This window comes from Kitasatospora sp. NPDC094019, assembly GCF_044764505.1.
Taxonomy (GTDB): Bacteria; Actinomycetota; Actinomycetes; order Streptomycetales; family Streptomycetaceae; genus Kitasatospora.
In genome coordinates this window covers 97,542-122,088 of sequence record NZ_JBIWIF010000002.1, presented here as the reverse complement: position 1 = coordinate 122,088, position 24,547 = coordinate 97,542, and the positions used below count along the sequence as shown (strand labels likewise).

The 24,547-nt window shown below is 75.9% G+C and carries 18 protein-coding genes and 3 pseudogenes; 14 read left to right on the top strand and 7 right to left on the bottom strand.

Going from position 1 to position 24,547, the window contains the following annotated elements; all coding sequences use genetic code 11:
• The first annotated feature begins 102 nt into the window (after positions 1 to 102).
• From ACIQ9P_RS05620 to ACIQ9P_RS05610, 3 genes are all read left to right on the top strand, one after another.
• Complete coding sequence (locus tag ACIQ9P_RS05620) at positions 103 to 441, top strand: DUF4326 domain-containing protein (protein WP_402350171.1); 339 nt, start codon at positions 103 to 105, stop codon at positions 439 to 441.
• A gap of 101 nt (positions 442 to 542) precedes the next feature.
• Positions 543 to 1,838 carry a PQQ-binding-like beta-propeller repeat protein gene (locus ACIQ9P_RS05615; protein ID WP_402350168.1) on the top strand — a complete coding sequence of 432 codons (1,296 nt, stop codon included), beginning with the start codon at positions 543 to 545 and terminating at the stop codon, positions 1,836 to 1,838.
• 70 nt (positions 1,839 to 1,908) lie between these two features.
• Complete coding sequence (locus ACIQ9P_RS05610) at positions 1,909 to 2,544, top strand: uridine kinase (protein WP_402350165.1); 636 nt, start codon at positions 1,909 to 1,911, stop codon at positions 2,542 to 2,544.
• A 55-nt stretch (positions 2,545 to 2,599) separates the two neighbouring features.
• Here the strand turns inward: ACIQ9P_RS05610 and ACIQ9P_RS05605 are convergent, their stop codons facing one another.
• From ACIQ9P_RS05605 to ACIQ9P_RS05585, 5 genes are all read right to left on the bottom strand, one after another.
• Positions 2,600 to 3,436 (bottom strand): DNA-formamidopyrimidine glycosylase family protein, encoded by an 837-nt coding sequence (locus tag ACIQ9P_RS05605; RefSeq protein ID WP_402350162.1) that lies wholly within the window; start codon positions 3,434 to 3,436, stop codon positions 2,600 to 2,602.
• A 48-nt stretch (positions 3,437 to 3,484) separates the two neighbouring features.
• On the bottom strand, positions 3,485 to 3,955 hold the full coding sequence (locus ACIQ9P_RS05600) for a universal stress protein (RefSeq protein ID WP_402350159.1): 471 nt from the start codon (positions 3,953 to 3,955) through the stop codon (positions 3,485 to 3,487).
• 223 nt (positions 3,956 to 4,178) lie between these two features.
• Complete coding sequence (locus tag ACIQ9P_RS05595; RefSeq protein WP_402350156.1) at positions 4,179 to 5,192, bottom strand: zinc metalloprotease; 1,014 nt, start codon at positions 5,190 to 5,192, stop codon at positions 4,179 to 4,181.
• A 307-nt stretch (positions 5,193 to 5,499) separates the two neighbouring features.
• Entirely contained in the window at positions 5,500 to 6,303 is an 804-nt protein-coding gene (locus ACIQ9P_RS05590) for an AAA family ATPase (RefSeq protein ID WP_402350153.1), read from the bottom strand.
• A gap of 214 nt (positions 6,304 to 6,517) precedes the next feature.
• Positions 6,518 to 7,444, bottom strand: coding sequence for an LLM class F420-dependent oxidoreductase (locus tag ACIQ9P_RS05585; protein WP_402350151.1), 927 nt, complete (start codon positions 7,442 to 7,444; stop codon positions 6,518 to 6,520).
• A 221-nt stretch (positions 7,445 to 7,665) separates the two neighbouring features.
• Between ACIQ9P_RS05585 and ACIQ9P_RS05580 the strand changes: the two genes are divergently transcribed.
• The 7 genes from ACIQ9P_RS05580 (at position 7,666) to ACIQ9P_RS05550 (ending at position 18,290) form a co-directional block, all read left to right on the top strand.
• A complete protein-coding gene (locus tag ACIQ9P_RS05580) occupies positions 7,666 to 8,040 on the top strand; it encodes a DUF6401 family natural product biosynthesis protein (protein ID WP_402350148.1) in 375 nt (124 codons plus the stop codon).
• Between the two features lie 155 nt (positions 8,041 to 8,195).
• Positions 8,196 to 9,014, top strand: coding sequence for an alpha/beta hydrolase (locus tag ACIQ9P_RS05575; protein WP_402350145.1), 819 nt, complete (start codon positions 8,196 to 8,198; stop codon positions 9,012 to 9,014).
• Positions 9,015 to 9,137: 123 nt separating this feature from the next.
• Positions 9,138 to 9,659 carry a CU044_2847 family protein gene (locus ACIQ9P_RS05570; RefSeq protein WP_402350143.1) on the top strand — a complete coding sequence of 174 codons (522 nt, stop codon included), beginning with the start codon at positions 9,138 to 9,140 and terminating at the stop codon, positions 9,657 to 9,659.
• Positions 9,656 to 10,621: a trypsin-like peptidase domain-containing protein gene (locus ACIQ9P_RS05565; protein WP_402350140.1), complete on the top strand. Its 966-nt coding sequence runs from the start codon at positions 9,656 to 9,658 to the stop codon at positions 10,619 to 10,621. The genes ACIQ9P_RS05570 and ACIQ9P_RS05565 overlap by 4 nt, the downstream gene beginning before the upstream one ends.
• A gap of 4 nt (positions 10,622 to 10,625) precedes the next feature.
• Positions 10,626 to 12,134: a hypothetical protein gene (locus ACIQ9P_RS05560; RefSeq protein WP_402350137.1), complete on the top strand. Its 1,509-nt coding sequence runs from the start codon at positions 10,626 to 10,628 to the stop codon at positions 12,132 to 12,134.
• A gap of 684 nt (positions 12,135 to 12,818) precedes the next feature.
• The gene (locus ACIQ9P_RS05555) at positions 12,819 to 13,577 is read left to right on the top strand and encodes a hypothetical protein (RefSeq protein ID WP_402350134.1); all 759 of its coding nucleotides are present in this window, start codon (positions 12,819 to 12,821) and stop codon (positions 13,575 to 13,577) included.
• 6 nt (positions 13,578 to 13,583) lie between these two features.
• A complete protein-coding gene (locus tag ACIQ9P_RS05550) occupies positions 13,584 to 18,290 on the top strand; it encodes an SAV_2336 N-terminal domain-related protein (protein ID WP_402350131.1) in 4,707 nt (1,568 codons plus the stop codon).
• Between the two features lie 50 nt (positions 18,291 to 18,340).
• On the opposite strand, the gene ACIQ9P_RS05545 is transcribed toward ACIQ9P_RS05550, so the two are convergent.
• Positions 18,341 to 19,054, bottom strand: coding sequence for a TNT domain-containing protein (locus ACIQ9P_RS05545; protein WP_402350128.1), 714 nt, complete (start codon positions 19,052 to 19,054; stop codon positions 18,341 to 18,343).
• 354 nt (positions 19,055 to 19,408) lie between these two features.
• Between ACIQ9P_RS05545 and ACIQ9P_RS05540 the strand changes: the two genes are divergently transcribed.
• Together ACIQ9P_RS05540 and ACIQ9P_RS05535 are read left to right on the top strand one after the other, a co-directional pair.
• Entirely contained in the window at positions 19,409 to 20,137 is a 729-nt protein-coding gene (locus ACIQ9P_RS05540) for a DsbA family oxidoreductase (protein WP_402350125.1), read from the top strand.
• 70 nt (positions 20,138 to 20,207) lie between these two features.
• Entirely contained in the window at positions 20,208 to 21,665 is a 1,458-nt protein-coding gene (locus tag ACIQ9P_RS05535) for a phytoene desaturase family protein (protein WP_402350122.1), read from the top strand.
• Positions 21,666 to 21,712: 47 nt separating this feature from the next.
• Here ACIQ9P_RS05535 and ACIQ9P_RS05530 read toward each other — a convergent pair.
• Positions 21,713 to 22,450, bottom strand: a pseudogene (locus ACIQ9P_RS05530) (GlxA family transcriptional regulator); the annotation flags it as partial.
• Between ACIQ9P_RS05530 and ACIQ9P_RS05525 the strand changes: the two are divergent.
• Positions 22,437 to 22,769, top strand: a pseudogene (locus ACIQ9P_RS05525) (MBL fold metallo-hydrolase); the annotation flags it as partial. The pseudogenes ACIQ9P_RS05530 and ACIQ9P_RS05525 sit on opposite strands and share 14 nt — an antisense overlap.
• Positions 22,770 to 22,908: 139 nt before the next feature.
• Positions 22,909 to 24,537, top strand: a pseudogene (locus tag ACIQ9P_RS05520) (AMP-binding protein); the annotation flags it as partial.
• Positions 24,538 to 24,547 lie beyond the last annotated feature (10 nt).

Genomic DNA, 24,547 nt, shown 5'->3' with positions numbered 1-24,547 from the left:
CTGGCGCATCCTCTCTTGCTACGCCGGGCCCCAGGGGCTGTCAAGACGAACCCCACCCGCCCCGGGGTGCCCACCGGTCCCGACCGCGTCACCATCGTGCCCATGGCACCCCGTACCCCGGGCCCCGGCCCGACCACCGTGGTCAATCTCAAGGGCCACCGCGACGACCCCGCCCTCGGCGACGTGCTCTACGTCGGCCGGGCGATGCACCGCGGCGGCTGGCAGCTGGCCGAGTCGCCGCTGCACTGCCCCTTCCGCCCGGGCCCCGCGCTGCCGCGCGAGGAGATGCTGGTGAAGTACCGGGCCCACCTGCTCGCCCGCCCCGATCTGCTCGCCCTCGTCCCCGACCTGCGCGGCCGCCGCCTCGGCTGCTGGTGCGCCCCGCTCCCCTGCCACGCGGACGTGCTCGCCGACCTCGCCGACCACGGCCTCCCCGGCTGAGTCCGGGACCGCCCGCGGGAGCGGCCCGGGCCCGTGACTTGGGTATTCTCCGTGGACAGTGCAGCGCGACGGCTGCCCCGGGGGAAGACGAGTGGCGAAGCATGGGGAGCACACCGGCCGACCGACCGGCGGGCGAGGCGTCCTGGCGGTGGGACGGCGAGGACGAGGACGGGGCGACCGCGCCCGCCGACGTGGTGAGCGGTGGCGGCGACGGCGGTGACGGGCCCCGGCCGAACCGGCGGCGGCTGCTGATCGGCGCCGGGGTGCTGGCGGCGGGCGCCGCCGTCTGGGGGGTGTCCCGGCGGGCGGGCGGTTCCGGGGCGGAGACCGCGAAGCCGCAGCCCCTGCCCAGCCGGCTGACCGGGGCGGAGCCGCTCTGGGTGTACCGGGGGTCCGAGCCGATGACACCGGAGCGGCTGAGCGGGCGGCTGTTCGCGGCCGCCTACGTGACGGCCGGCGGCCTGCGGATCCTCGACGCGGCGAGCGGCGCCGTGATCGGCAACGTCGACGAGGCGGCGGTCCGGGGCCGGCCGGAGGACTCGCCGCTGATCGTCGGGGCTGGGCGGCTGTTCACCGCCTCGACCGGCCATGTGGACGCCCGCGCGCTGACCGGCCCGGCGGCCGGCTGGAGCCAGCCCCTTCCCCCCGAGCTTGGCGAGCGGATCACCCTCTTCGGCTGCGACGGGGCGCAGGTCTACGGCACGGTCGGCAGCCGGGGCGACACCCGCGGCACCCTGTTCGCCGTGGACGCCACCGGTCGCGGCCTGCTGTGGTCCCGCCCGGCCGCGGAGCGCGGCGAGGACGCCGTCAGCGTGCTGCCCATCGGCGGGCGGCTGCTGACCTGGGGCGCCGACCCGACGTCCGGCATGTCGCTGCTGGACGGCACCACCGGGCGGCGGCTCTGGACCACCGCGGGCTCCGCCCCCGCCTGGTCGATGATGGACCAGCGGCACGTCTACCTGCCGACCCCCGGGGCCGGCGGGGTCCAGGCCCTGCGCCTGGAGGACGGCTCGCCGCGCTGGTCGGTGCGCCCCGGCCCGGGCGAGGAGTGGCGCGCCCTGCCGCCGCTCAGCGACAGCTACCGGGTGTACGTGCCGCGCGACAACGGGCTGATCACCGCGCACGAGGCGGGGAGCGGCGAGCAGACCTGGCAGTGCCAGTTGCCGTTCCGGCTCGACCGCCGCTGCCGACCGCTGCTGCTCAGCTCCGGTCTGGTGGTGCCGGGCCCGGCCGGCGCGGGCGTCCTCGTCGTCGAGGCGGAGCAGGGAAAGCTGTCCACGATCTTCAACGACACCGGCCCGGGGGTCGACGTCTGGTCGGTCGCCAGCGACGGCACCCGGCTCCTCGCGGGCCACGACACCACCCTGTACTGCCTGGGGCAGTTGCCCGTCCCCTGAACGACGGTCGCCTTCGACGACGAACGCCGACCCCACAGGCCCGCTGGCTCCCCGACCGCAGGATGACGCCGTGCCGATTCGCCCGATCTCGCCCGAACTCCTCGTCGAGCTGCTCGCCGACCGGATCGCCGCCCTGCCGGGGGCCGGCACCCGCCGGCTGCGGGTCGCGGTCGACGGCGCCCCGGCCGCCCGCCCCGGGGAACTGGCGGACGCCCTGGTCGAACCGCTGCGGCTGCGGGGTCTGCCGACGCTGCGGGTCCCAGCGGCCGGCTTCCTGCGCCCGGCCTCGGTCCGGCTGGAGTACGGCAAGCGGGACGCGGACGCCTACCACGACCTGTGGCTCGACGACGGGGCGCTGCGACGCGAGGTCCTGGACCCACTGGAACCGGGCGGCAGCGGCCGGGTGCTGCCGTCACTGCGGGACCCGGTGACCGACCGCGCCACCCGCGCGCCCTACACCGCGCTGGCGCCCGGCGGGGTGCTGCTGCTGGACGGCGCGCTGCTGCTCGGCCGCTGGCTGCCGCTGGAGCTGACCGTCCATCTGGCGCTCTCCGCCGCCGCGCTGGAGCGCCGGACGGCGCGGGAGGAGCGGTGGACGCTGCCCGCCTTCGCCCGCTACGCGGCGGAGACGGTCCCGGCGGAGGAGGCCGATCTGACCGTCCGTTTCGACGACCCGCGCCACCCGGCCCTGGTCGAGCGGGCCTGAGGACCCTGCGGGCCCGCGCGGGTGGGGCGGGCGGGGCGGGCTCCGTCCCGGGGCCTCAGCGGCGGGCGCCCCGGCCGCGCGCGCCCGGGTCCCGGCCCTGCGGCGCCGGACCGCGCTGGCAGTACGGACACCAGTACGCCGGGCGGTCCTGCGGCGGGGTCCCGTGCTGCGCCGTCTGCACCAGCGTCCCGCAGCGGGCGCAGGGGCGTCCCGCCCGGCCGTAGACCCAGTGACCCCGGCCGCGCCGGGTGTCCCCGGTGGTGATGTGGCCGGGGCGCAGCCGGTTGGCGTCCAGCAGCAACCGCGCCCGGGCCGCCAGCCGGTCGAGGTCCGGCAGCTCGCCCACCGGCGTCCACGGGGTGACCCCGGCCAGGTAGCAGAGCTCATTGGCGTACACGTTGCCGATGCCGGCCAGGTTCCGCTGGTCGAGCAGGGCCTCGCCGACCGGTCGGCCGGGGTCCGCGCGGAGCCGACGGACGGCCTCGGCGCGGTCCCAGTCGGGCCCGAGCAGGTCGGGTCCGAGGTGGCCGACGGCGCGCTGCTCGTCGGCGGTGCGGAGCAGTTCGACGACGGGCATCCGGTAGCCGACGGCGGTGCCGAGCCCGGTGCCCAGGACGACGCGGATCTGCGCGGGCGGCCCGCCGGTCCAGCGCTCGCCGGGGGCGAAGACCACCCAGCGGCCGTCCATCCGCAGGTGGGTGTGGAGGGTGAGGCCGCCTTCGAGGCGGGTGAGCAGGTGTTTGCCGCGCGGGACGACCTCCAGCACCCGGCGCCCGGCCAGCACGGCGGTGGCGTGGGCGGGCACGCGCAGTTCGGCGGCGGTCAGCACCTGCCCGGCGAGGACGGGGCGCAGGCGGGCGGCCGCACGGAAGACGGAGTCACCTTCGGGCACGGGTCCATCCTCCCCGGCGCCGCCGTCCGCCGTGCCACCGCCCCGCGGTCACCCGGCGTCGCCGGCCGTGCCGCCGGCCACGCCGTCGCGGACCACGACCACCGGGCAGGCGGCGTGCTCGGTGACGTGCCGGCTGACCGAACCGAGCAGGGCGCCGGCGAAGCCGCCCCGGCCGCGGCTGCCGACCACCAGCAGCGCGGCGCCCCCGGCGGCCTCCAGCAGGGCCTGGGCGGCGTTGCCCGGCAGCACCGACTCGGTGACGCGCACCTCGGGCCGCGCGCCGGCGACCCGGGTGACGGTCTCGGAGAGGACGCGGTGGGCGAGTTCCTCGGGGTTGAACTCGGCGGAGGGGAGGCTCGCCCCGGCGAAGCCGTAGAACGCCGGGTACTCCCAGGCCGCGACGGCGTGGACGGTGCCGCCCGCCACCCGGGCGTAGTCGAGCGCCCAGCGCAGGGCCTGCTCGGAGGCGGGCGAGCCGTCCACACCGACGACGATCCTGGGGTTCGCGCTGTTGGCCATGCCGCTGCTCCTTGCTCGACGGGTTCGTCCTGCTGGTATCCCGCCGAACTTAGATCAACCAGGACATTCGGCCGCCCTGGCCGCGCCGGTCCGGCCGGGAACCGGCAGCTGCCGCCGGGTGGCGCTCACGTGCGGCCGGAACTGGTACTGGCGGGTGCGCGGCGTCGTCGCCACGCACCCGCCAGCGTCTCGGGGTGCGGCCCGCGCGGGCCGCGAGGGGCCGTCAGGCCCGGTAGGCGGCCCAGGAATTGGCCATCCGGGCGACCTGACCCGGGGTGAACTGGGTCATGCAGGAGTCGTAGGTGTAGTCCATGAAGTTGTGGATCGGGTCGACCCCGGTGGCCGTGCAGGTGTCCCGGCCGGCCGGGCACTGGTAGGCCGCGCTCTGCTCGGCCGGGGTGTCGGCCACGTAGTCGCCCTGGCCGGAGCAGCCGCCCTGGAAGGTGTGGTAGAGCCCGAGCCAGTGGCCGACCTCGTGGGTGGCGGTGTCGCCCTCGTTGTAGTTGGTGGCGGAGCCGCCGGGGAACGAGGAGTCGAGGATGACCACGCCGTCGTCGGTCGGGTTGGAGCGGTAGGAGCTGGGGAACGTCGCCCAGCCGAGCAGCGACTGGCCGAGCTTCGCCGTGTACAGGTTGAGGGCGTTGGCCGCGCCCTTGCGCAGCTTGGTCTTCATCGCCTTCTCGGCGCTGGAGCCCGGGCTGACGCCGTTGTACCAGGAGGAGTTGTCGGTGTAGTCGGTGGCCACCAGCTGGAACCGGAACTGGCTCGCGGTGTTGCCCGCACCCTGGCCGCTGTACGCGGCGTTGAGGACGTCGATCTGCCTGGTGACGGTGGCCGCCGACAGCTTGCCGGTGGTGCCCGAGTGGACGACGTGCACGTACACCGGGATGGTCGTGGTGGCGGCCAGCTCGCCCGGGGCGAGCAGGGTGTTGCCCTGCGCGGAGTGCGCCAGCTGGGCCAGCCGGCCCTGGAGGTCGCTGTCCATCGCGTTGGCCTGGGCCTCGGTGACGGCGTTGGGCTCCTGGCCGGTGGGGTGACCGGCGGGCTTGCGGGCGGCGGAGTCCTGGGCCGCTTCGCCGGTGCTGCACTCGGTGGAGGTCGGGGCCTTGGCGGCCGCGCTGGCGGTGGTGAACGCGGCCGGGGCCGCGAACTGGGTGAGCCCGAGGGCGGCGGCGACGGCGGCCGCGCCGAGGAATCTGCCGGCGGCACGCGAGGAAACACGGGCGGAACGACGCATCTGCGCTCCCGAGGGGGGTGGTGGGGGACGGCGGTGAGGGGGGCCGCCGAGCCACAGGCTACGCAGGGTCGCGTGTACGCGTCAGATGCGTTCCGGCCTGGAACTTCTGACGGCAAATCGGACATAACCAGGAAGTTTGAGCGGTTGAACCACACCGCACATGGAGCATTTCCCGTCGCGCGCATGCGCACAGTACCGGCCCCGGCCTGTCCGAAACGTGACACCCCGTCTGCCCCGCGACGCGGCGGGCCACTGGCGGAACGGGACGAACGGGGTGAACCGGGCGCCCGGACCGCCTCGGCCGAGACTACGACGCCGTGAAGACGATCTCCCGCAGGGCACGCGCACCGGCCCGGTCGAGTACCACGGCCGACGCACAGCCGGCCGGAGGCCGCCCCGTCCCGGCCAGGCGGCGGCGCAGCCGGTGCGCGGCGTCCCGGTGCCGGGCGAACGCGTACGCGGAGACGGCCTGGCCCCGCGCCCGCTGGCCGTCGCGGGCCTCCTCGGCGCTGGCGTCCAGCAGCACCAGGTGCACCCGGCGACCCTGCCGCTCGGCGGTCCGCGCCAGCCACTGCCGCACGTACGGCACCGCCCCGCAGTCGTGCACGGTCAGCGGCCCGCCGGCCAGCACCGCGCGCCGCAGCCGCCGGTAGTGGGCCAGCCGCACCAGCGGGCGGTACACCGCGTACGGGAGCCAGGACGGGACGCGGGCGGCGAACTCCTCGCGGACCAGCTGCGAGTCCACGACCGGCGTGCGCACACAGCGGCGCATGAGCGTGCTCTTGCCGCTGCCCGGCAGTCCGGAGACCACCAGCAGGTCGCCCGCCGGGTAGTGCAGGGCAACCGGCGCGGCACCCGGGCCGCGGCCGGAGCGGAGGTCCTGGAGGCCGCGCGGGCGCAGCACGCCGGGCGAGGGCTCCGTCGCGAGCTCCCGGCAGCCGGGGCGCGGCACCGTGCGGGCCGCCCGGTCACGGGCCGCGACCCGGTCGGCCGGGACACGGTCGGTCGGGACACGGTCAGGCGCGGCCCGGTCGGCCGGGACACGATCAGTCGCGGCCCGGTCGCTCGGGGCCCGGTCGCGAGCCGCCTCGAAGACCTGCACGTCCGACATCGGCACTCCCCCTGCTCCCCACCGGGCCGGGCTCTCCCGGACCCTCCTCCAGAAGAGACTGCCCCCTTCAAGAGAGAGTAAAGACTAATGGTCAGACCGGGTCCCGGCCGAGTCCTCCATCGCCCCAGGATCGTCACAGAAGTGATCCGGGAGCGTCACAGACCCGGGCCCCGGCCGGGAGCCGTTCAGGACCGGGCCCCGGCCGGGAGCCGGCTCAGCCGAGCTGCGGGGCGATCCGGGAGGCGATCAGCTCCAGGTGGTCCAGGTCGTCCAGGTCCAGCAGTTGCAGATAGATCCGCTCGCTGCCGACCGCGGCGTAGCGGCCGATCCGCTCCACCACCTCGTCCGGGGTCCCGGCCAGGCCGTTGGCCTTCAGCTCGTCCACGTCGCGGCCGATCACCGCGGCCCGGCGGGCCACCTCGGCGTCGTCCCGGCCCACGCAGGCGACCAGGGCGTTGGAGTACACCAGGTCGTCGGCCTTGCGGCCGGCCCGCTCGACGGCCGACCGGACCCGGCCGAACTGGGCCTCCGAGTCGGCCACCGACACGAACGGCAGGTTGAACTCGTCCGCGAACCGGGCGGCCAGCGCCGGGGTGCGGGTCGGCCCCGTGCCGCCGACCAGGACCGGGATCCTCGGCTGGACCGGCTTGGGCAGCGCGGGCGACTCGCTCAGCCGGTAGTAGGTGCCCTCGAAGTCGAAGGTCTCGCCCAGCCCGGTGCTCCAGAGGCCGGTGATGATCTCCAGCTGCTCCTCCAGCCGGCCGAACTTCTCCTTCGGGAACGGGATGCCGTAGGCGGTGTGCTCCTCCTCGTACCAGCCCGCGCCGAGGCCGAACTCGACCCGGCCGCCGCTCATCGCGTCGACCTGGGCGACCTGGATCGCCAGCACGCCGGGCAGCCGGAAGGTGGCCGCGGTCATCAGCGTGCCGAGGCGGATCGTGCTGGTCTCGCGGGCCAGGCCGGCCAGGGTGATCCAGGCGTCGGTCGGGCCGGGCAGGCCGCTGACGCCGCCCATCCGCAGATAGTGGTCGGAGCGGAAGAAGGCGCTGAAGGTCCCCAGCTCCTCGGCGGTCCTGGCCACCCGGAGCAGGGTGTCGTAGCTCGCGCCCTGCTGGGGCTCGGTGAAGATTCGAAGATCCATAGCGGCCATTCTGGTACGGACCACCCCGTGCCCGGGCCCGAAGCGGGGAAGCGGCCGCGTCGACCGGGTTCCGGCGGGGCCGGGCGCCCCGGGGCCGGCGGACCGCGCACCGGGGATCCGGGGGAACCGCGCCGAGGATCCGGCGGTACCGCGTGCCGAGGTGGCCAAGGTCTCCTCCCCGGGCCGCCTGCCCCGGCACCACGCTCGCCTACCGTGGACGGATGTCCGCCACGCCCGACGAGTCGCCCCGGCGCCTCCCCTCCGACTCCGCCGCCCCGCGCCCCCGGCCGGACGACTGTCCGCTGCCCGGGATCGTCGCCGCCTTCGGCCCCCGGCTCGCCGAGCTCGCCTTCGAGCCCGGCCTCGTCGCGACCGTCGACCAGCACGCCGCCGAACTGCGCGAGCTGCTGTACGCGCAGGGCCCGGAGCTGCGGCAGCGGAGACTGAACCGCGCGGAGCTGTCCGACTACGCGCGCGGCTTCCTGCACCGGCTCGCCGAGATCGGCTGGCGCGAACCGGTCGGATACGACTTCGCGGTGCACCGGCTGACCGCGATCTGCTGGCTGGTGCGACAGAACGGCCTGCTCACGGCCTGACCGGACCGCCCCGCGGGAGCACTCGCGCCCACGGCCCCGAGGGAATATGGAGAACGGCTAGGAACACCCCGGCACCCCGTGCGTACAGTGGCGGTCCACACGGCACGGACGGCCGTCCGCGGCACGACCCGGACGGCGGGCGGGAACGGGACAGCGTGAGCGGCAACAGGACGGACGGCAGCGGCGGCGCCGGGAACAGCGGCCGCGGCGGTGGCGGCGGGCACCGCGCGCTGGTCTGGCGCGCCCTGCCCGAGCGGCCAGGCGCCGCGGTGCTGGTCCTGCACGGCGGCCAGGAGCACAGCCTCTCCCGCCCCGGCCCGGTCAACCTGGCCGGCCTGCGGATGGCCGGCTTCGTGCACGCGCTGCGCCGGGAGACCGGGGGCGCCGGGGTCGCGGTCGGCACCGTCCGCTACCGCCACCGGGGCTGGAACGGCGAGCGGGCCGACGCCGCCAAGGACGCGATCGCCGCCCTCGACGACCTCGCCGAGGAGCTGGGCCCGGTCCCGACCGTCCTGGTCGGCCACTCCATGGGCGGCCGCGCCGCCCTCCGCGTCGCCGGCCACCCCACCGTCACCGGCGTCGTCGCCCTCGCCCCCTGGTGCCCGGCCGCGGACCCGTGCGAGCAGCTCGCCGGCCGCGACGTCCTGATGCTGCACGGCGATCTCGACCGGATCACCTCCCCCGCCGACACCCGCGCCTTCGCCGCCCGGAGCCGGGCCGCCGGAGCCCGGGTCTGCGGCTACACCGTCCTCGGCACCGGCCACACCCTGATGCGGCGGATCAACGACTGGCACCGCGCCACCGCCCGCCTGTCGGCCGGCCTCCTCGGCCTGCGCGACCTCCCGCCGGAGGCCGCGACCGCCCTCGCCCTCCCGCCCGGCTCCACCGCCGCCCTCGACCTCCCCCTCCCCACCCAGCCCCGCACCGCCCCACCGGCCGACCACCCGGCCAGACCGCTCCCCACGGACGCCTGACCACCCCCGCCGGGCCGGACTCCCCGACCGGCGAACCGACTTGGTCATCCCGGCCACACGGTGCGAGGACGCCGGTATGGTGAGGGACCGTCGGGGGGCGGATCTCCAAGGGGGCGGACAGACATGGCCGAAACGGTGACGATCGATCTCGGGGACGGCACGACCGTCCGGGCCGAGGTCCTCGGCGAGGTGAACTTCCAGCAGCCGGAGACGCCTTCGGACGTCTGGGGGGACTCCGGCGACGCCGGTTGGAGCGGGGGCCGACGGGCCGCCTCGCAGCTCGGATCGGCCGTGGCACTGACGCTGGACCAGGTGCGCAGCACCGTCCAGGGCGTCGGCCGCTGGGCGGCGGAGAGCATCGCGCAGGACGCGGCCGGGTCCCCCGACACCTTCGAGGTCGAGTTCGGGCTCAAACTGGCCGTCAAGTCGGGCCAGTTGCTCGGTGTCATCGCCGAGGCCGGCAGCGAGGCCGGGCTCACCGTCCGGCTGTCCTGGGACCTCGCCGAGCGCCGTCGGCAGCAGGAGGCCGCGGCCGCCGCCGCAGACCCGGCGGGCACGGCGGCCACCACCACCACGCCCCCGTCGGCGCGGAACGCGTCCGACAGCGCGAGCGCCCCGGCCCCCAGAGCGGCCGACGCCGAGTGACCGCACCCGCGCGGCCCGACCTCGCCGCGGCCGAGGCGCTGCGGCGCAGCACCGTCGTGATCACCGTGGCGGGCGACTTCCGCGGCAGCGGCTTCCTGGTCGCACCGGGGCTCGCCGTCACCGCCGCGCACGTGGTCGCACGGGCGGTGCGCGCGGCGGAGCCTGTGGGCGTCCGGCACGAGTCCGGCGAGCACGCCGTCCCCGCAGACCGGATCCGGCTGGCCCCGGAGCCGGGCGAGGGCGACGAGCGGGGCAACTACCCCTTCCCCGACCTCGCCCTGCTCGGCGTCCCCGACTGGACCGGCCACCCGGTGGCGCGGCTCGCGACCGCCGAGGCCGAACCGGACACCGTCCTGACCGCCCTCGGGCACTCCACCCACACACCGAGCCCCGGCGCCCGGCCCGACACCCTGCGCCTGCGGGTCGTCGGCCTCGCCGACCGGTACCTCGGTGTGCGCGGCGACGGCATCCGCGAGGGCCACAGCGGCAGCATGCTGGTCGACGGGGACGGCCTGGTGCGGGGCGTGCTCAAGGGCAGCCGCGCCTTCCAGCGGGACGAGGGCGGCTGGTACACCCCGGTGGGCGCGCTGACCGCGCTGCTGGACGCGGCGGGGGTCGTCCTGCCCGGCCCGCCGTCTGCGCCTGCCGCACCGCCCGGGAACGGCGAGCTGGTCGACGCCCTGATGGCCTTCGAGCTGCTGCGCCGCCCCGACGGCCGCTTCGACCTGCTCGACACCATGGGCCGGCACCTGGATCTGAAGCACTCCTTCGAGGCCGAGGAACGCCCCGACCGCCGCACCCACCTGCACCAGATCGTGCGCGCCTGCCGCGGCTTCCGCGACGGCCGGACGGCCCTGCGGGCCCTGCGGTCCGCGATGGCCGAACTCGCCCCGGACGACGGCGCGCTCGACGCGCTCGACGCCGTGGTCGGGCGCGCCCTCGGCGAGCGGGAGGACGGCTAGCCGGATGCGCGTGACACCGTTCCCGCCCCCGGGCGGCCGGGGGCCGTGGCCGGAGGGGGCCGAGGAGGTACTCGTCGAGATCCTCTTCGGCTTCCGGAGGATGTCCCGCCTCACCTTCCGCCAGGACGTGCTGGAGACCATGGGAGCGTCGGCGAAGGCCCGCGGCATCCAGGGCGACATCCGCGAGGACGACACCCCGCGACCGCATCTCCGGGAGATACTCCGGGCGATCCACGCCTCCCGGGATCCCCGGGCCGCGCTGGACGCCCTCGCCGAGGCGCTGGAGGAGCTGACCCGGGACCAGGGCGCGCAGGACTGGCTGGACCTCGCCCGTCGGGTCCTGAACCGCGGTGACGACCTGCCACGTGGTGAACTGATCGCGGTGATCGGCGAGTTGCACACGATCCAGCCGCCGAAGGAGCCCGCCGGGTTCCTGCCCGAGGACACCCCGGGGCTGCGGCAGCGCGCCACGGCGGGGATGACCCTGCCGGCCGTCCTGGACCTCCTCCTCAACCGGATCGGCGACGACCCGCTCGGCCCACTGGTCCTCTTCCTCCGCGCGCTCGCCGACAGCCCCGAGGCCGGACGGCAGCACCCGCTCCCGGTCCTGCGCCGGTTCCTCGCCGCGCACGCCGACCGGGCCCCCGCCCCCGCCGCGGTGGCGGGGGTCCCCGGCGAACGGCTGATCGTCCAGATCCGGCTGGACGAGGAGGGCCCCGCCCACAGCAGCGACACCCAGTACCGGCTGCACGTCTCCTACTACCGCCAGCCCCTGACGGGCGGGCCGTTCCGGCGGGTCGGCAGCCACCACGACGACCGGGCGTTCACCAGGAGCGAGCTGCTCAGCTCGGGCGGCGCGCGGCTGGCGGCGTGGAAGGAGCTGAATCTGGCGTTCCGCACGTCCGACCCGGTCCGGATCGAGTTCCTGCTGCCGCGCTCCATCCTCGGCTACACCGCCGAGCTCTGGTCCACCGGCGCGACCCGCCGGCCCCTGGGCGAGTTCCACCCGGTGGTGGTCCGGCAGCTCGAACGGTACTGCGAGCCCCACCTGGGTCTGGCGCTCTGGCGGCGGCGCTGGGCCAACCTCCAGACCCAGGGCGTCGATTCGGAGGAGGTCCTCGAACGGATCGAGTGGCCCGCGCTCGACCGGGCGAGCGCGAAGAAGCTGCTCGGCTGGGTGACCGACCGGCAGAGCCTCGCCTGCCTGGGCCTCACGGTCCCGTACGAACAGCTCGACCCCGAGGTGCAGTACGCGGTGGACAACACGATGTACTACGGCGGGGTCCCCGTCCTGATCTGGCGCCGGGTCGCCGGTGACCCGGACCCGCTCGTCACGGCCCTGCGCGAGCTCGAACCCACTCGGTTGGCCGAACTGCCCGACGCCGTCCACCGGTACCGGCTGGAGGTCGGCGGCCCGGAGCCGGACCCGGACCGCACGGTCACGCTGCTCTGGGACGACCCGGACTGCGTCGACCCCGATCAGGACTACTCCTTCCCCGGGATCGTCGGATGACCGCGAACCCCCCGGCGACAGAAGACGACGAGTCAGGAGCGTTCATGGCCGAGGACTGGTGGATCTACCGGGGCACCGGCGTCCCCCACGACGGGATCGCCGGGCTCCCCCCGGCACCCCCCTGGCGCGCCCGCGGGGGGCCCCCCCCCCCCCCCCCCCACCAGCCCGGGCCCCCCCCCCGCGGCCCCGCGCCCGCCCCCCCCGCCCCCCCGCCCCCGCCCCCCGAGAACGGGCCGCGACGGCCCCCCGGGCCCGCGCCGACCGCCGCGCCCGACGCGGACCGGCCCGCCAGCCCCACGGACGGGAGCGCCGACGCGCCGGCGGGGCGACGGCGGACGGCGGCCGCCGTGGGCGGCGGCGGCGGGGCGGCCCCCCCGGGCCCCCCCCCCCCCGGGGGCGGCGGCGCCCCCCCCCCCCCCCCCCCCCCCCCCCCCCCCCCCCCCCCCCCCCGACGCCGATCCCGCACTCCTGCCGGGACCGCCCCCGGAGGACTCCGCGGCGGCCTCCACGGCCCGCCGGCTCGGCCGGATCCGGCAGGCGGCCGCGTACCAGGCGGACGAACGGGAGGTCGACCTGGTCAACCTCGCCCTGCACCTGCGCCGCCCCCTCCTGATCACCGGCAAACCGGGTGTCGGCAAGTCGACCCTCGCCTATGCCGTCGCCCACGAACTGCGCCTCGGCCCGGTGCTGCGCTGGTCGATCAGCAGCCGGTCCAGCCTGCGCGACGGGCTGTACAGCTACGACGCGATCGGGCGACTGCACGAAGCCGGGCTGTCGCGGGAGAGCGACCGGCGGGCCGAGCCGGGGACCGACCCGCGGCTCGGGCCGCAGGCGGCGGCCGAACCGGACGAGCGCCGGTCGCCCGCCATCGGCAGGTTCCTGCGGCTGGGCCCGCTCGGGACGGCGCTGCTGTCGTGGCGGACGCCGCGGGTACTGCTGATCGACGAGATCGACAAGAGCGACATCGACCTGCCCAACGACCTGCTGAACGTCTTCGAGGAGGGCGAGTTCGAGATCCCCGAGCTGCTGCGGCTCGGCCCCGACCCGCAGGAGGTCGGCACGGCCGACCACGGCCGGACGGCGGTGGTGCGCGGCGGTGTGGTGCGCTGCGCGCAGTTCCCGCTGGTCGTCCTCACCAGCAACGGCGAACGGGACTTCCCGAGCGCGCTGCTCCGGCGCTGCGTCCGGCTGGAGATCCGGGCGCCGGACGAGCAGCGGCTGGCCGCGATGGTCGCCGCCCACCTCGGTGCGGAGACGGCCGCCGCGACGGAGACCGCCGATCTGATCGCCGAGTTCCTCCGCCGGCAGCGGCAGGACGGGGCGGAGCTGGCCAACGACCAGCTCCTGAGCGCCCTGCTGATGGCCGGACGCCTGCTCAGGACCGACCAGCTGGGACGGGAAGCCGTGCGGGACGTCCTGCTCCGTCCGCTCAACGAGAGCTGAGCGGGGATGGGTTCGGCATCGCCGGGCGGGTCGGCGGAAGGACTGACGGAGGCGCTCGCCGGGCTGCTCCGACCGGCGGCGGACGGCGGACCGCTGCCGCAGGACCTCGCGGACGTCCTGTGGATCGCCGGGCTGACCGGTCTGCTGGACCCACCGCCGTCCGCACTGCCGACGTCCTCCGTGCCACCACCGGCCGCGGAACCACCGCCCGCCCGTCCCCGGCCGCAATCGACCACCGTGCCGTGGCGGTCTCCGCCGCCCCGGCAGAACGGGCGGGCCGCGACCGGTCCGACACCCACCACCGCCGCCGCACCGCCGCACCCGCCGGGCACCGACCGGACCGGACCGGACGCCGCCGCACCGCCGCCCGTGCGATCACCCGCCGGTCCGCAGGCCGCCCTGCACCATCGCCACGACACCCCGGAGGAGGGCGGTACGGACCGGCCCGGCGGTCACGTCGTCCAGGTCACCCAGCCCGCCGCGTTGGACGGTGCCCTCGCCCTGGCCCGGGCCCTGCGCCCGCTGCGCCGCGCGGTCGACGCCCCCGGCCGGGCCACCCTCGACGAGGAGGCGACCGCCGAGGCCACCGCCGAGACCGGCGTCCTGCTCCCGGTCTGGCGGCCGGCCCAGCAGCCGCGCTTCTCGGTCGACCTGCTGGTGGACACGGGCGCCACCATGGCCGTCTGGCACCGGCTGGCCGGAGAGCTGAGCACCCTGCTGGAGCGGCACGGCGCCTTCGCGGACGTGCGGTGCTGGGCACTCGACACCGACCGGTCGACCCCCACGCTCGCACCGTTCCACCGCCGCCGCCCGGACGCGCCCACCGCCGCCCGGGCCGACTGGTCCCGGCCCCTCAACGACCCGACCGACCGGCGGATCCTGCTCGTCCTCACCGACGGCGTCGGCCCGGCCTGGTACGGAGAGGCGCTGCCGGACTTCCTCGCCGGCGTCGCCGCCGCCCGGCCCGCGGCGGCGCTCCAGGTGCTGCCCCGGCGGCTCTGGCACCGGACGGCCCTGCGCACCGCCCTCGTCTCCGCTCGTGCCTCGGTGGCGGGCCGACCCGTCCCGGCCTTCCGCTCGGACGCCGCCCTGCCCGGTGTCCCGCCCGGCAGCCGGGGCGCCGAACTCCGTTCGGGCATCAGCTGGTTACCGGTACTGGAGGTCGACGCCGACTGGGTCACCCCGTGGGCCGACCTGACCGCGGGCCGCACCTCCGGGTGGACGCCGATGCTCGCCGCACCGATCGCCGGCGTACCGCGCCCGCAACGCCCGACCGGCCCGGCCAACGACCCGGCCACGCCCGCCGAACGCGTCGCCCGGTTCCGGGCGGGCAGCTCGCCGAACGCCTACCGGCTGGCCTGCCACCTGGCGGCGGCGCCGCTCAGCCTGCCGGTGATGCGCCTGGTCCAGCGGGCCGCCGCGCCGGAGTCCGGGCAGACCGACCTCGCCGAGCTGTTCCTCTCCGGGCTGATCGCGCCCCGGGGCGGAACGGCCACCGACCCGGACGCGCAGGTCTACGACTTCCGGGACGGCGTGCGGGAGGAACTGCTCGCCGAACTGACCCGCACCGAGGCCGTCGACGTGCTGCGGCACGTACTCACCAAGGTGTCCGGCCGGGTCGCGGCGACCTTCGGCGGCACCCGCGACTTCCGCGCCGTCGCCAGGCTCGTCGGCGCGGACGGGACCGGCGGGGAGGTCGACGGTGAAGTGCGGCTGTCGGCGCGGAGCCTGCCGTTCGCCGAGGTCGCGGTGACGGTCCTCGCGAGCGCGGGCGGCCAGCACGCCGCACTGGCCGCGCGGCTGGCCGAGGCGGTCGGGCGGACGGCCGGCGCGGCAGCCGGGACAGCGCCACCCGCTCGGGAGCCGCTGCCCGTCCGACCGGAGTTGCTGCTGCCCGTCCGACCGGCGCTGAGCCCGCCGGAACCGGTGCGCATGATCGGACGGCAGCGCGAACTCGCCGCGCTGGCAGCAGCCTTCGACCCCGGCCGGGCGGCGTCGACACCGGAGCGTCCCGCCCTCGCGGTGATCGTCGGCGAGGCGGGCACCGGGCGCCGCCGACTGGTCCAGGAGTACGCCCGGGCCCACGGTGGACGGCACAGCTTCGCCCACTGGATCGACGCGCGCCGTCCCGACAGCATGGAGCGGGGGTTCGCCCGACTGTGGTCCGCCTTCGCCCCGGCCGACGGCATCCCCGACGAGCCGCACGCACTGTGGGAGCAGCTGGCCCTGCACCGGGACTGGCTCCTCGTCCTCGACGGCCTTCCCGGGACCGCCTGGACCAGTGCTCCCGATCTCCCCTTCCCCCTCCCCCCGCGCGGCCGGGGCTGCGTGCTGGTCACGACTGCCTCCGTCGGCAGTTGGTCCGCACCGGCGGCCACCGTCATCCGCCTCGGGGCGCTCCGGCCCGAGGAGGTGCTGGAGGAGCTGCGCGCCCGACTCGGCCCGGCCTACGACGCCGATGACGCCGAGCAGGCCGCCGCCCTGCGGAACCTGGTCCGGCGGTTGCCGAACCGGCCGGACGTCCTGGCCGACATGGACCTCGACGCGGAGCTGGCGAGCGCCCCGGCAGCCCTCCACGGCCGGTCGCCGACCCGGACGAGCAGCGGCCGGGTCGTCGTCCACGCCACGGTCCACGACCTGCCGGTGACGCTGCGCCTACCGGCTCCGATCTCCGCCGCGTGGTCCGGCCTCCCCGCGCCGTCCCCCGCGTTCACCGGCCGCGCCGAGGCGATGGCCATGCTGCTGTCGTTCCTGGAACGCATCGAACCCGAGCAGATCCTGACGCGTACCGCGGTGCTCACCGGTCTCCCCGGTGTGGGGAAGTCCGAACTCGTGCTCCGGGCCGCCGCCACGGCCCTGGAGCGCGGCTGGTACCCCGGCGGGGCGCTCTACCTCGACCTGCGCGAGCACTCGAACACCCCCGCGGCCTCCGCCACCCCGGGGCTGGGCGCCCTGCTGCGCGCCCTGGGTGTTCCGGGCGAGATCGTGCCCCAGTACCCCCAGGATCAGGCCAAGCTCTTCCGAACGGTCGTCGCGGCGCTCGCCGGAGAGGCCGGACCGATCCTGCTGGTGCTGGACAACGCGCGGCCGTCCGTCGAGCTCGGGCCGTTCCTCCCGGTCGACGGCCCGGTCACCGTCCTCGCCACCTCGCGCCATTCGCCGACGATCGACGCCACCCGCTTCGACCTGCTCACGATGACCCTGGAGGATTCCGTCCGACTCCTCCAGAACCGGGTGGAGGCGTCGCTGCCCGGTGACGAGCGCGTCTGGGGCCAGCCCGGTCCCTGGCTGGCGCTCGCCGAGCTGTGCGACGGCCTGCCGCTGGCGCTGACGATCTGCGCGGACCGGCTGGCCGATCGGCCGGCTCTCCCCGTGGCCGCCCTGGTCCGGGAGCTGAGCGACCCCCGCTTCCTGCTCGACGGGCTCAGCCACGGCGAGCGGAGCCTGCGGGTCGCCTTCACCGAGTCGTACCCGGACCTGTCGAACAGCGAGGGCCGGTTGTTCCGCCTGCTCTCCGTGTACCCGCACCCCGAGCTGTCCACCGACGTCGCCGCGGGCCTGGCGGACCTCGACATCCTGGTGGCGGAGCGGCTCATGGCGGCGCTGGCCCGGGCCCACCTGCTGGAGCCGGGCCCGACCAGGGACCACTGGCGCTTCCCGCCGCTGCTCCGGCTCTACTCCATGAGCCGGGGCGAGGCCAATGCCGAGGTCGACGACCGGGCGACCGCGCTCGACCGGCTGCTGGACCACTACCGGTCGGAGACGGAGGCCGCCGTCTCCGTGGGCCTCCGGTCCACCGTCCGCTTCCGCGATCCCGAACGGGCCAGGGCCTGGCTGGAGGCGGAGCGGCCGATCCTGGTCGCCCTGGTCGCGTACACGGCCGAGCACCATGGCACCGACACGGCCTTCGGGTTCACCCGTTCCCTGGTGCGGATCCTCCTCGGCGACCGGCGCTTCGACGACCTGACCGCCGTGGCCGAGGGGCTGCGGGCGATCGACCGACGCCGGAGCGACAGCACCGTTGCCGACTGGTTCCTCCGCGCCCTCGTCCAGTACATGGAGGAGAGCAGGGTCCGGTCCGCGTATCCTCCCCCCGAGGATCGGGCGGCGCTCGATCGGCTGTTCGTGGCCTTCTCCGGAGAGGCCCGGGTCAACCAGCTCTACCTGGCCGTCCAGGTCCCGGACGCCGACGAGGCGGCGGTCCGCCTCCTGGAGCGGATCCTCGGCGAGGTCCAACTCGTCTCGACCGACGACAGCGGGCTCACCCGGCCGCCGTCCGGGTTCGGGGCCGAGCTGCTGCTCACGTTCGTCGAACCGGGCGATCCCCTGGCCACGGCCGGGCGCGCCCTCCTGGGCATCTGGGACCGGCTCAAGCGGCTCGATCCCGAGCACCGGCCGCGCACCCCGATCGCGGTGTCCGTCCTGCACGGCCAGTACCCCGAACGCCTGCCCGGAGCAGACCGGTTGAGGAACAGGATCACCGGGGAGCGCTACGGCCGGGACCGGCCCGTCGCGGCCGTCACCGTCTCCCGGGCGGTGTTCGACATGCTCAACGAGCAGTTCGGCACGGACATCACCATGCGGTTCGACCTGCTGCTGGTCGAGGGCGCGGAGCCGCCGCCCGAGGAGGCCGCCTACCTGTACAGCGGCGATCCCCAGCTCCTGGGCCTGATCCTCTCCCACCCGACGGCGGGCCGGATCATCGAGTCGTGAGCCCGCCCGCCCCACCGGTGGCGACGGGGCGGGCGGCGTTCCGCTTCGGATCAGGCGAGGCAGACGGAGTCGGGCAGCGCCTCCAGGTACTTGCGGTCCAGCAGGGTCTTCACGTTGTACGCGTCGGTCCCGAACTCGGCGGGCTTCAGCTTCTCGTTCAGGTACTGCTGGAGGCCCTTGCCGGGCTGGGCGAAACCGGAGGCGATGCCGCCCTGTTCGACCTTGAAGGGCAGCTTCACGCCGTAGCAGTGGTAGCTGTCGACCTCCTTGCCGTCCTCGACCACCGGGTTGAGGCTGTCCGGCGGGAGCGCGCGCTCGGGGAAGGAGGTGCCGGGCTTGGAGAGGTAGCGGCCGAAGTAGAGCCCGAAGCGGTCGAGCCTGGTGCCGGTGGGGATCTCGACGGTGCTCCGGTCGATGGTGCCGTTGACGTCACGGAAACCGTCCTGGCCCGGGTACTTCCAGTCGAGGCCGTCGCGGTACCAGGACAGGAACTGCTGGGGCGTCAGGCCGCCGAAGCGGTCGTAGTGCTTCAGCAGCTTCGCCACCCCGGTGGGCAGGTTCCTGGGGCCGAGCTCCTTGAAGCCGCAGTAGAAGTTCTTCTTGTCCTCGGCGGTCGGCCGGTACTGCTCGCTGGGACAGTCGGCCGGGTCGGCCTGGACTTCGCCGGTGCGGGCCGTGGTGGCGGCGGCGCTCTGGGTGACGGCGGTGCCGGTCACCAGCAGGGCGGCCGCCAGGGACAGGGCGGCGAGGTGGCGGGAGCGCATGGGGGGTGTGTCCTCCGGGGGGTCGGAGAGGCGAGGCGCGCCGCCGGGCGCGCAGGGACGCCCGGCGGCGCGGAAGGGACTGATCGGCACCGGAAGCTACACGGACCGGGCCCGTCGATTCGTGGACAAAACACCCGCCCCGCCCTCGTTCACCCGAACAGCGGGGCGCGGCGGGGCGCACGCCAATTCGGCCGACGGGCGGGGAGGTTGGCACCGGTGCCGATGAATGCCGGCGATCGGCCCCGCCCACCCGGACGGCAGATAGTTCATAGAGAGAAATATTCAGGTACTCATGAGTGTTGACCCGGGAAGTCGGCGGGACGGACCCGCCACCAGGCGAGAACAGGAGCGACCGTGCGCGTCGAGATCTGGAGCGACATCAACTGCCCGTGGTGCTACATCGGCAAGGCGAGGTTCGACCGGGCGTTGGAGCGCTTCCCGCACCGGGAGGCCGTGGAGGTCGTCCACCGGTCGTTCGAACTCGACCCGAGGTCGCCGCGCGAGGCCAGGCCGGTGGTGCCGCTGATCGCCGCCAAGTACGGGCTCGGGCTGGAACAGGCCGAGGCGGCGGAGCAGCGGATCGCCGACAACGCCGAGGCGGAGGGGCTGGCGTACCTCCGCTCGGGGCGTGACGCCGCGAACTCCTTCGACATGCACCGGCTGCTCCACTTCGCCGCCGAGCACGGGCGGCAGGCCGAGTTGCTGGACGCCCTCTACCGGGCGAACTTCGCCGAGGAGCGGTCCGCGTTCGCGCCCGGGCGGCTGGCCGAGCTGGCGGTCGAGGCCGGTCTGGACGGGGCGGAGGCGGCCCGGGTGCTGGCCGATCCGGACGCCTACGCGCAGGCGGTGCGCGAGGACGAGGCGACGGCGAGCGCGATGGGGGCGACCGGGGTGCCGTTCTTCGTGCTCGACCGGCGGCTCGGGGTCTCGGGCGCGCAGCCGACGGAGACCTTCGCCGCCGCGCTGGAGCAGGCTTGGGAGAGCCGCCCGGTGTTCCCCCTCGTCAAGGTCGGTGGCGACGCCGGCGCGGCGGACAGCGGCGAGGTCGGCGGGCCGGACGGGTGCGCGGTGCCGCGGCACTGACGGGCGCGCGGCACCGCAGCGCCGTAGCGCCGCCGGCACGCGACGGCGGCGGATGCGGGATGCTGGCCGCATGAGTACCGCGGTAGTGGTGGGCGCCGGGCCGAACGGGCTCGCCGCCGCCGTCCGGCTGGCGCGGGCGGGCGTGCGGGTGACGGTGCTGGAGGCCGCCGGGGAGATCGGCGGCGGCGCTCGCAGCGCGGAGGCGATCGTGCCCGGTCTGCTGCACGACCACTGCTCGGCCATCCATCCGATGACGATCGGCTCGCCCTTCCTGAGCCGCCTCGGCCTGGACCGGTTCGGACTGGAGTTCCGGCTGCCGGAGATCGACTGCGCGCACCCGCTGGCGGACGGCACGGCCGCGGTCCTGCACCGTTCGGTCGCCGCGACGGCCGACGGGCTCGGCGGCGTCGACGGGCGGCGCTGGCGGCAGCTGTTCGAGGGGCCGGTCGCGGGGTACGACCGACTCGCCCACGACCTCATGGGCCCGCTGCTGCGGCTCCCCCGCCACCCGGTGCGGCTGGCCCGCTTCGGCGTGCCGGCCCTGCTGCCGGCCACCGCCGTCGCCCGGGCCTTCGCCGGGGAGCGGGCGCGGGCGCTGTTCGGCGGGGCTGCCGCCCACGCCTTCCAGCCGCTGGACCGGCCGCTCGGCGCCGCCGTGGGACTCGGGCTGCTGACCGCCGGGCACCGGTACGGCTGGGCCGTGGCCGTCGGCGGCTCGGGGGCGATCACCCGGGCACTGGCCGCGCTGCTCACCGAACTGGGCGGGGTCGTCGAGACCGGCGTACCGGTCCGCTCGGCGGCGCAGCTGCCGCCCGCCGACCTCGTCCTGTACGACCTCGCCCCCGGCGCCGTCGCCACGATCCTCGGCGACCGGCTGCCGCCCCGGACCGCCCGCGCCTACCGCCGGTTCCGGCACGGGCCGGGCGCGTTCAAGGTGGATTTCGCGGTGGCGGGCGGGGTGCCCTGGACGGCCGAGCCGGCCCGCCGCGCGGGGACCGTCCACCTCGGCGGCGGCTTCGCCGAGATCGCCGCCGCCGAGCGCGACGTGACCGCCGGGCGGATGCCGGAGCGGCCGTTCGTGCTGGTCGGCCAGCAGTACCTGGCCGACCCCGGCCGTTCGGCGGGCGACGTCCACCCGCTGTGGACGTACGCCCATGTGCCGCACGGTTGGACCGGGGACGCCACCGAGGCGGTGATCGCCCGGATCGAGAGCTTCGCGCCCGGCTTCCGCGAGCGCGTCCTCGGCATGGCGGTGCGCGGCCCGGCCGGCTTCGAGGCCGACAACCCCAACTTCGTCGGCGGCGACATCATGACGGGCGCCAAGGACGTCCGCCAACTGGTCCTCGGCCCCCGGGCCACCCTGCACCCGTACGCCACCGGGCTGCCCGGCCACTTCCTCTGCTCCGCCGCCACTCCGCCCGGGCCCGGTGTCCACGGCATGTGCGGCGCCAACGCCGCGGCCGCGGCCCTGCGGTGGCTGGGCGGACGTCCCGCGGGCGGGCGGGCGCGGGGCGCCGCACACGGCTGACGGCCGGGGCGGGCCGCGACCCGGGACCGGTCGGGCCGGGGGACCGCTCAGGCCGGACGCCCGGCCCCGGCACCCGCCGTCCGGGAGAAGGATCGGCGGTAGACCCGGGGCGGGACGCCGCGCCGCCGGACGAAGCGGTCCCGCAGGACGGCCGCACTGCCGTAGCCGACCCGGCGGGCGATCTCCTCCACCGGCAGGTCGGTGGTCTCCAGGAGTTCCTCGGCGGCGGTCAGCCGCAGCTCGCCGAGCCAGGCGTGCGGGGTGGTGCCGGTGGCGGCGGTGAAGCGGCGGAGGAAGGAGCGCTTGCTCATCACGGCCCGGCGGGCCGGTTCGGCGACCGGCAACGGCCGGTGGAGGTTGGCGCGGGCCCAGCCGAGCGGTTCGGCCAGCCGCTCGTCCTCGCCGTCCCCGGGCACCGGCGCGGCGAGGTACTGGGCCTGGCCGCCGTCGCGGTGGGAGGGCAGCACCATGTCCCGGGCGATGTGGTTGGCGACGGCGGCGCCGTGCTCACGCCGGATCAGGTGCAGGCAGAGGTCGAAGCCGGCGGCGGCCCCGGCGCCGGTGGTGATCCGGCCGTCGTCCAGGTAGAGGGCCTCGGGTTCGACGGTGACGTCCGGGTGGCTGCGGGCGAGCAGTGCGGCGAAGCGCCAGTGGGTGGTGGCGCGGCGGCCGTCGAGCAGCCCGGCGGCGGCGAGCGCGAAGGTGCCGACGCAGTGGGCGGCGACCAGGGCGCCGCGCTCGTGGGCGGCCACCAGGGCGTCCAGGACGGCGGGCGGGGGCGGGGTGCACGACCACCGGGTCGAGTACCGGGGCCACGGGTGGACGAACCGGGACGCCGAGGGGTACGAGCTGACCCCGTCCCTCCGCCTGATCCGCACCCCCGGGCACAGCGCCGAGGACATCACCCTGCTCGCCGGGACGCCGGAGGGGGTGGTCGCGTTCGCCGGCGACCTGTGGTGGCACGCGGCCGGACCGGCCGAGGACCCGGTGGCGCCGGACCGCGAGCTGCTGCGGGCCTCCCGGCTCCGGGTGCTGGCCGTCGCGGACCTCATCGTGCCCGGTCACGGCGCTCCCTTCCGCGGCGACGAGTCCACCCCGCGCTAGCCGTACCGACCCGCACGCTCCTCCGGTGGCGCCGGGCGGCGAGCGGAACTGGGCCGAATGCGTGTATCGCTCTCTTGACTGGCGTCACCGAAGCGCGATACTTGCCTCACTCCCGCTCGCCCGATGAGGTGGCCCACCCATGGAGCTCTCGCCTTCTGCGCACGTGGACACGTTCTGTCGAGACAACCTGCCCCCCTTCGAGGAGTGGCCCGAATTCCTTTTCGAACTACCGGAGTTGGCCTATCCCGACCGGCTCAACTGCGCGCACGAGCTGCTCGACGCGACGATCGAGCGGTTCGGCCCGGACCGGCGCTGCCTGGTCACGCCGGACGACGCGTGGACGTACGGCGAACTGCGCGGACGCGCCGACGCCGTGGCCCGGCTGCTGACCGGGCCGCTGGGCCTGGTGCCCGGCAACAGGGTCCTGTTACGAGGACCCAACGCGCCCTGGCTGGTGGCCTGTTGGCTCGGCGTCCTGAAGGCCGGCGGGGTGGTGGTGACCACCGTTCCACTGCTGCGGGCCGCCGAGCTGACCGCCCTGCACGAGGTCGCGCGGCCCGTCCTGGCCCTCTGCGACCACCGGTTCCTCGCGGAGCTGGAGCAGGCCACCACGCCCGGCCTCACCGTGGTGCCCTACGGCGGCGCCGGGCCCGAGGACCTCATCGCGCGGTGCGAGCGGACCGCCGGGCCGTTCACCGCCGTACCGACCGCCGCCGACGACGTCGCGCTGATCGCCTTCACCTCCGGCACCACCGGACGGCCCAAGGCCACCCTGCACTTCCACCGCGACGTGCTCGCCAACGCCGACACCTTCTCGCGCCACCTGCTGCGGCCCACCGCCGACGACCTGTTCGCCGGCACTCCGCCGCTCGCCTTCACCTTCGGGCTCGGCGGACTCGTGGTCTTCCCGCTGCGGGCCGGCGCGGCCACCCTGCTGCTGGAGCAGGCCACCCCCGAGCAGTTGGCCGAGCACGTGCACCGGCACGGGGTGGACGTGCTGTTCACCGCCCCGACCGCCTACCGGGCGATCCTCGCCGCCGGGCTGGCCGACCGGCTCGCCGGGGTGCGGCGGTGCGTGTCGGCCGGCGAGCACCTTCCGGCCGCCGTCTGGGAGTCGTTCCGCGCCGCCACCGGGCAGCGGCTGATCGACGGCATCGGCGCCACCGAACTGCTGCACGTGTTCATCTCCGCCGCCGACGGCGACATCCGCCCGGGCTCGACCGGCCGCCCCGTGCCCGGCTACCGGGCGGCGATACTGGACGAGCGCGGCCGCCCGGTGCCGGACGGACAGCCCGGACGGCTCGCCGTCAAGGGCCCCACCGGCTGCCGCTACCTGCGCGACGACCGCCAGCACGAGTACGTGCGCGACGGCTGGAACCTGACCGGGGACACCTATGTCCGCGACCCGGACGGCTACTTCTGGTACCGGGCACGCAATGACGACATGATCGTCTCCTCCGGCTACAACATCGCCGGACCCGAGGTGGAGCAGGTGCTCGCCGAACACCCCCACGTCGCCGACTGCGCGGTGGTCGGGGCGCCGGACGAACGGCGCGGCACCGTGGTCAAGGCGTACGTGGTCCTGCGCCCGGGGGTCGCCGCCGGCGCCGACACCGTGCGGGCGCTCCAGGAGCACGTCAAGCGGGCCATCGCGCCCTACAAGTACCCGCGCGCGGTCGAGTTCGTCGACGCGCTGCCGCGCACCGCGACCGGGAAGCTGGCCCGGGCCGAGCTGCGCCGACGCGCGGCGCCCGGGACGGCGTCCGGTCCGCAGCCCG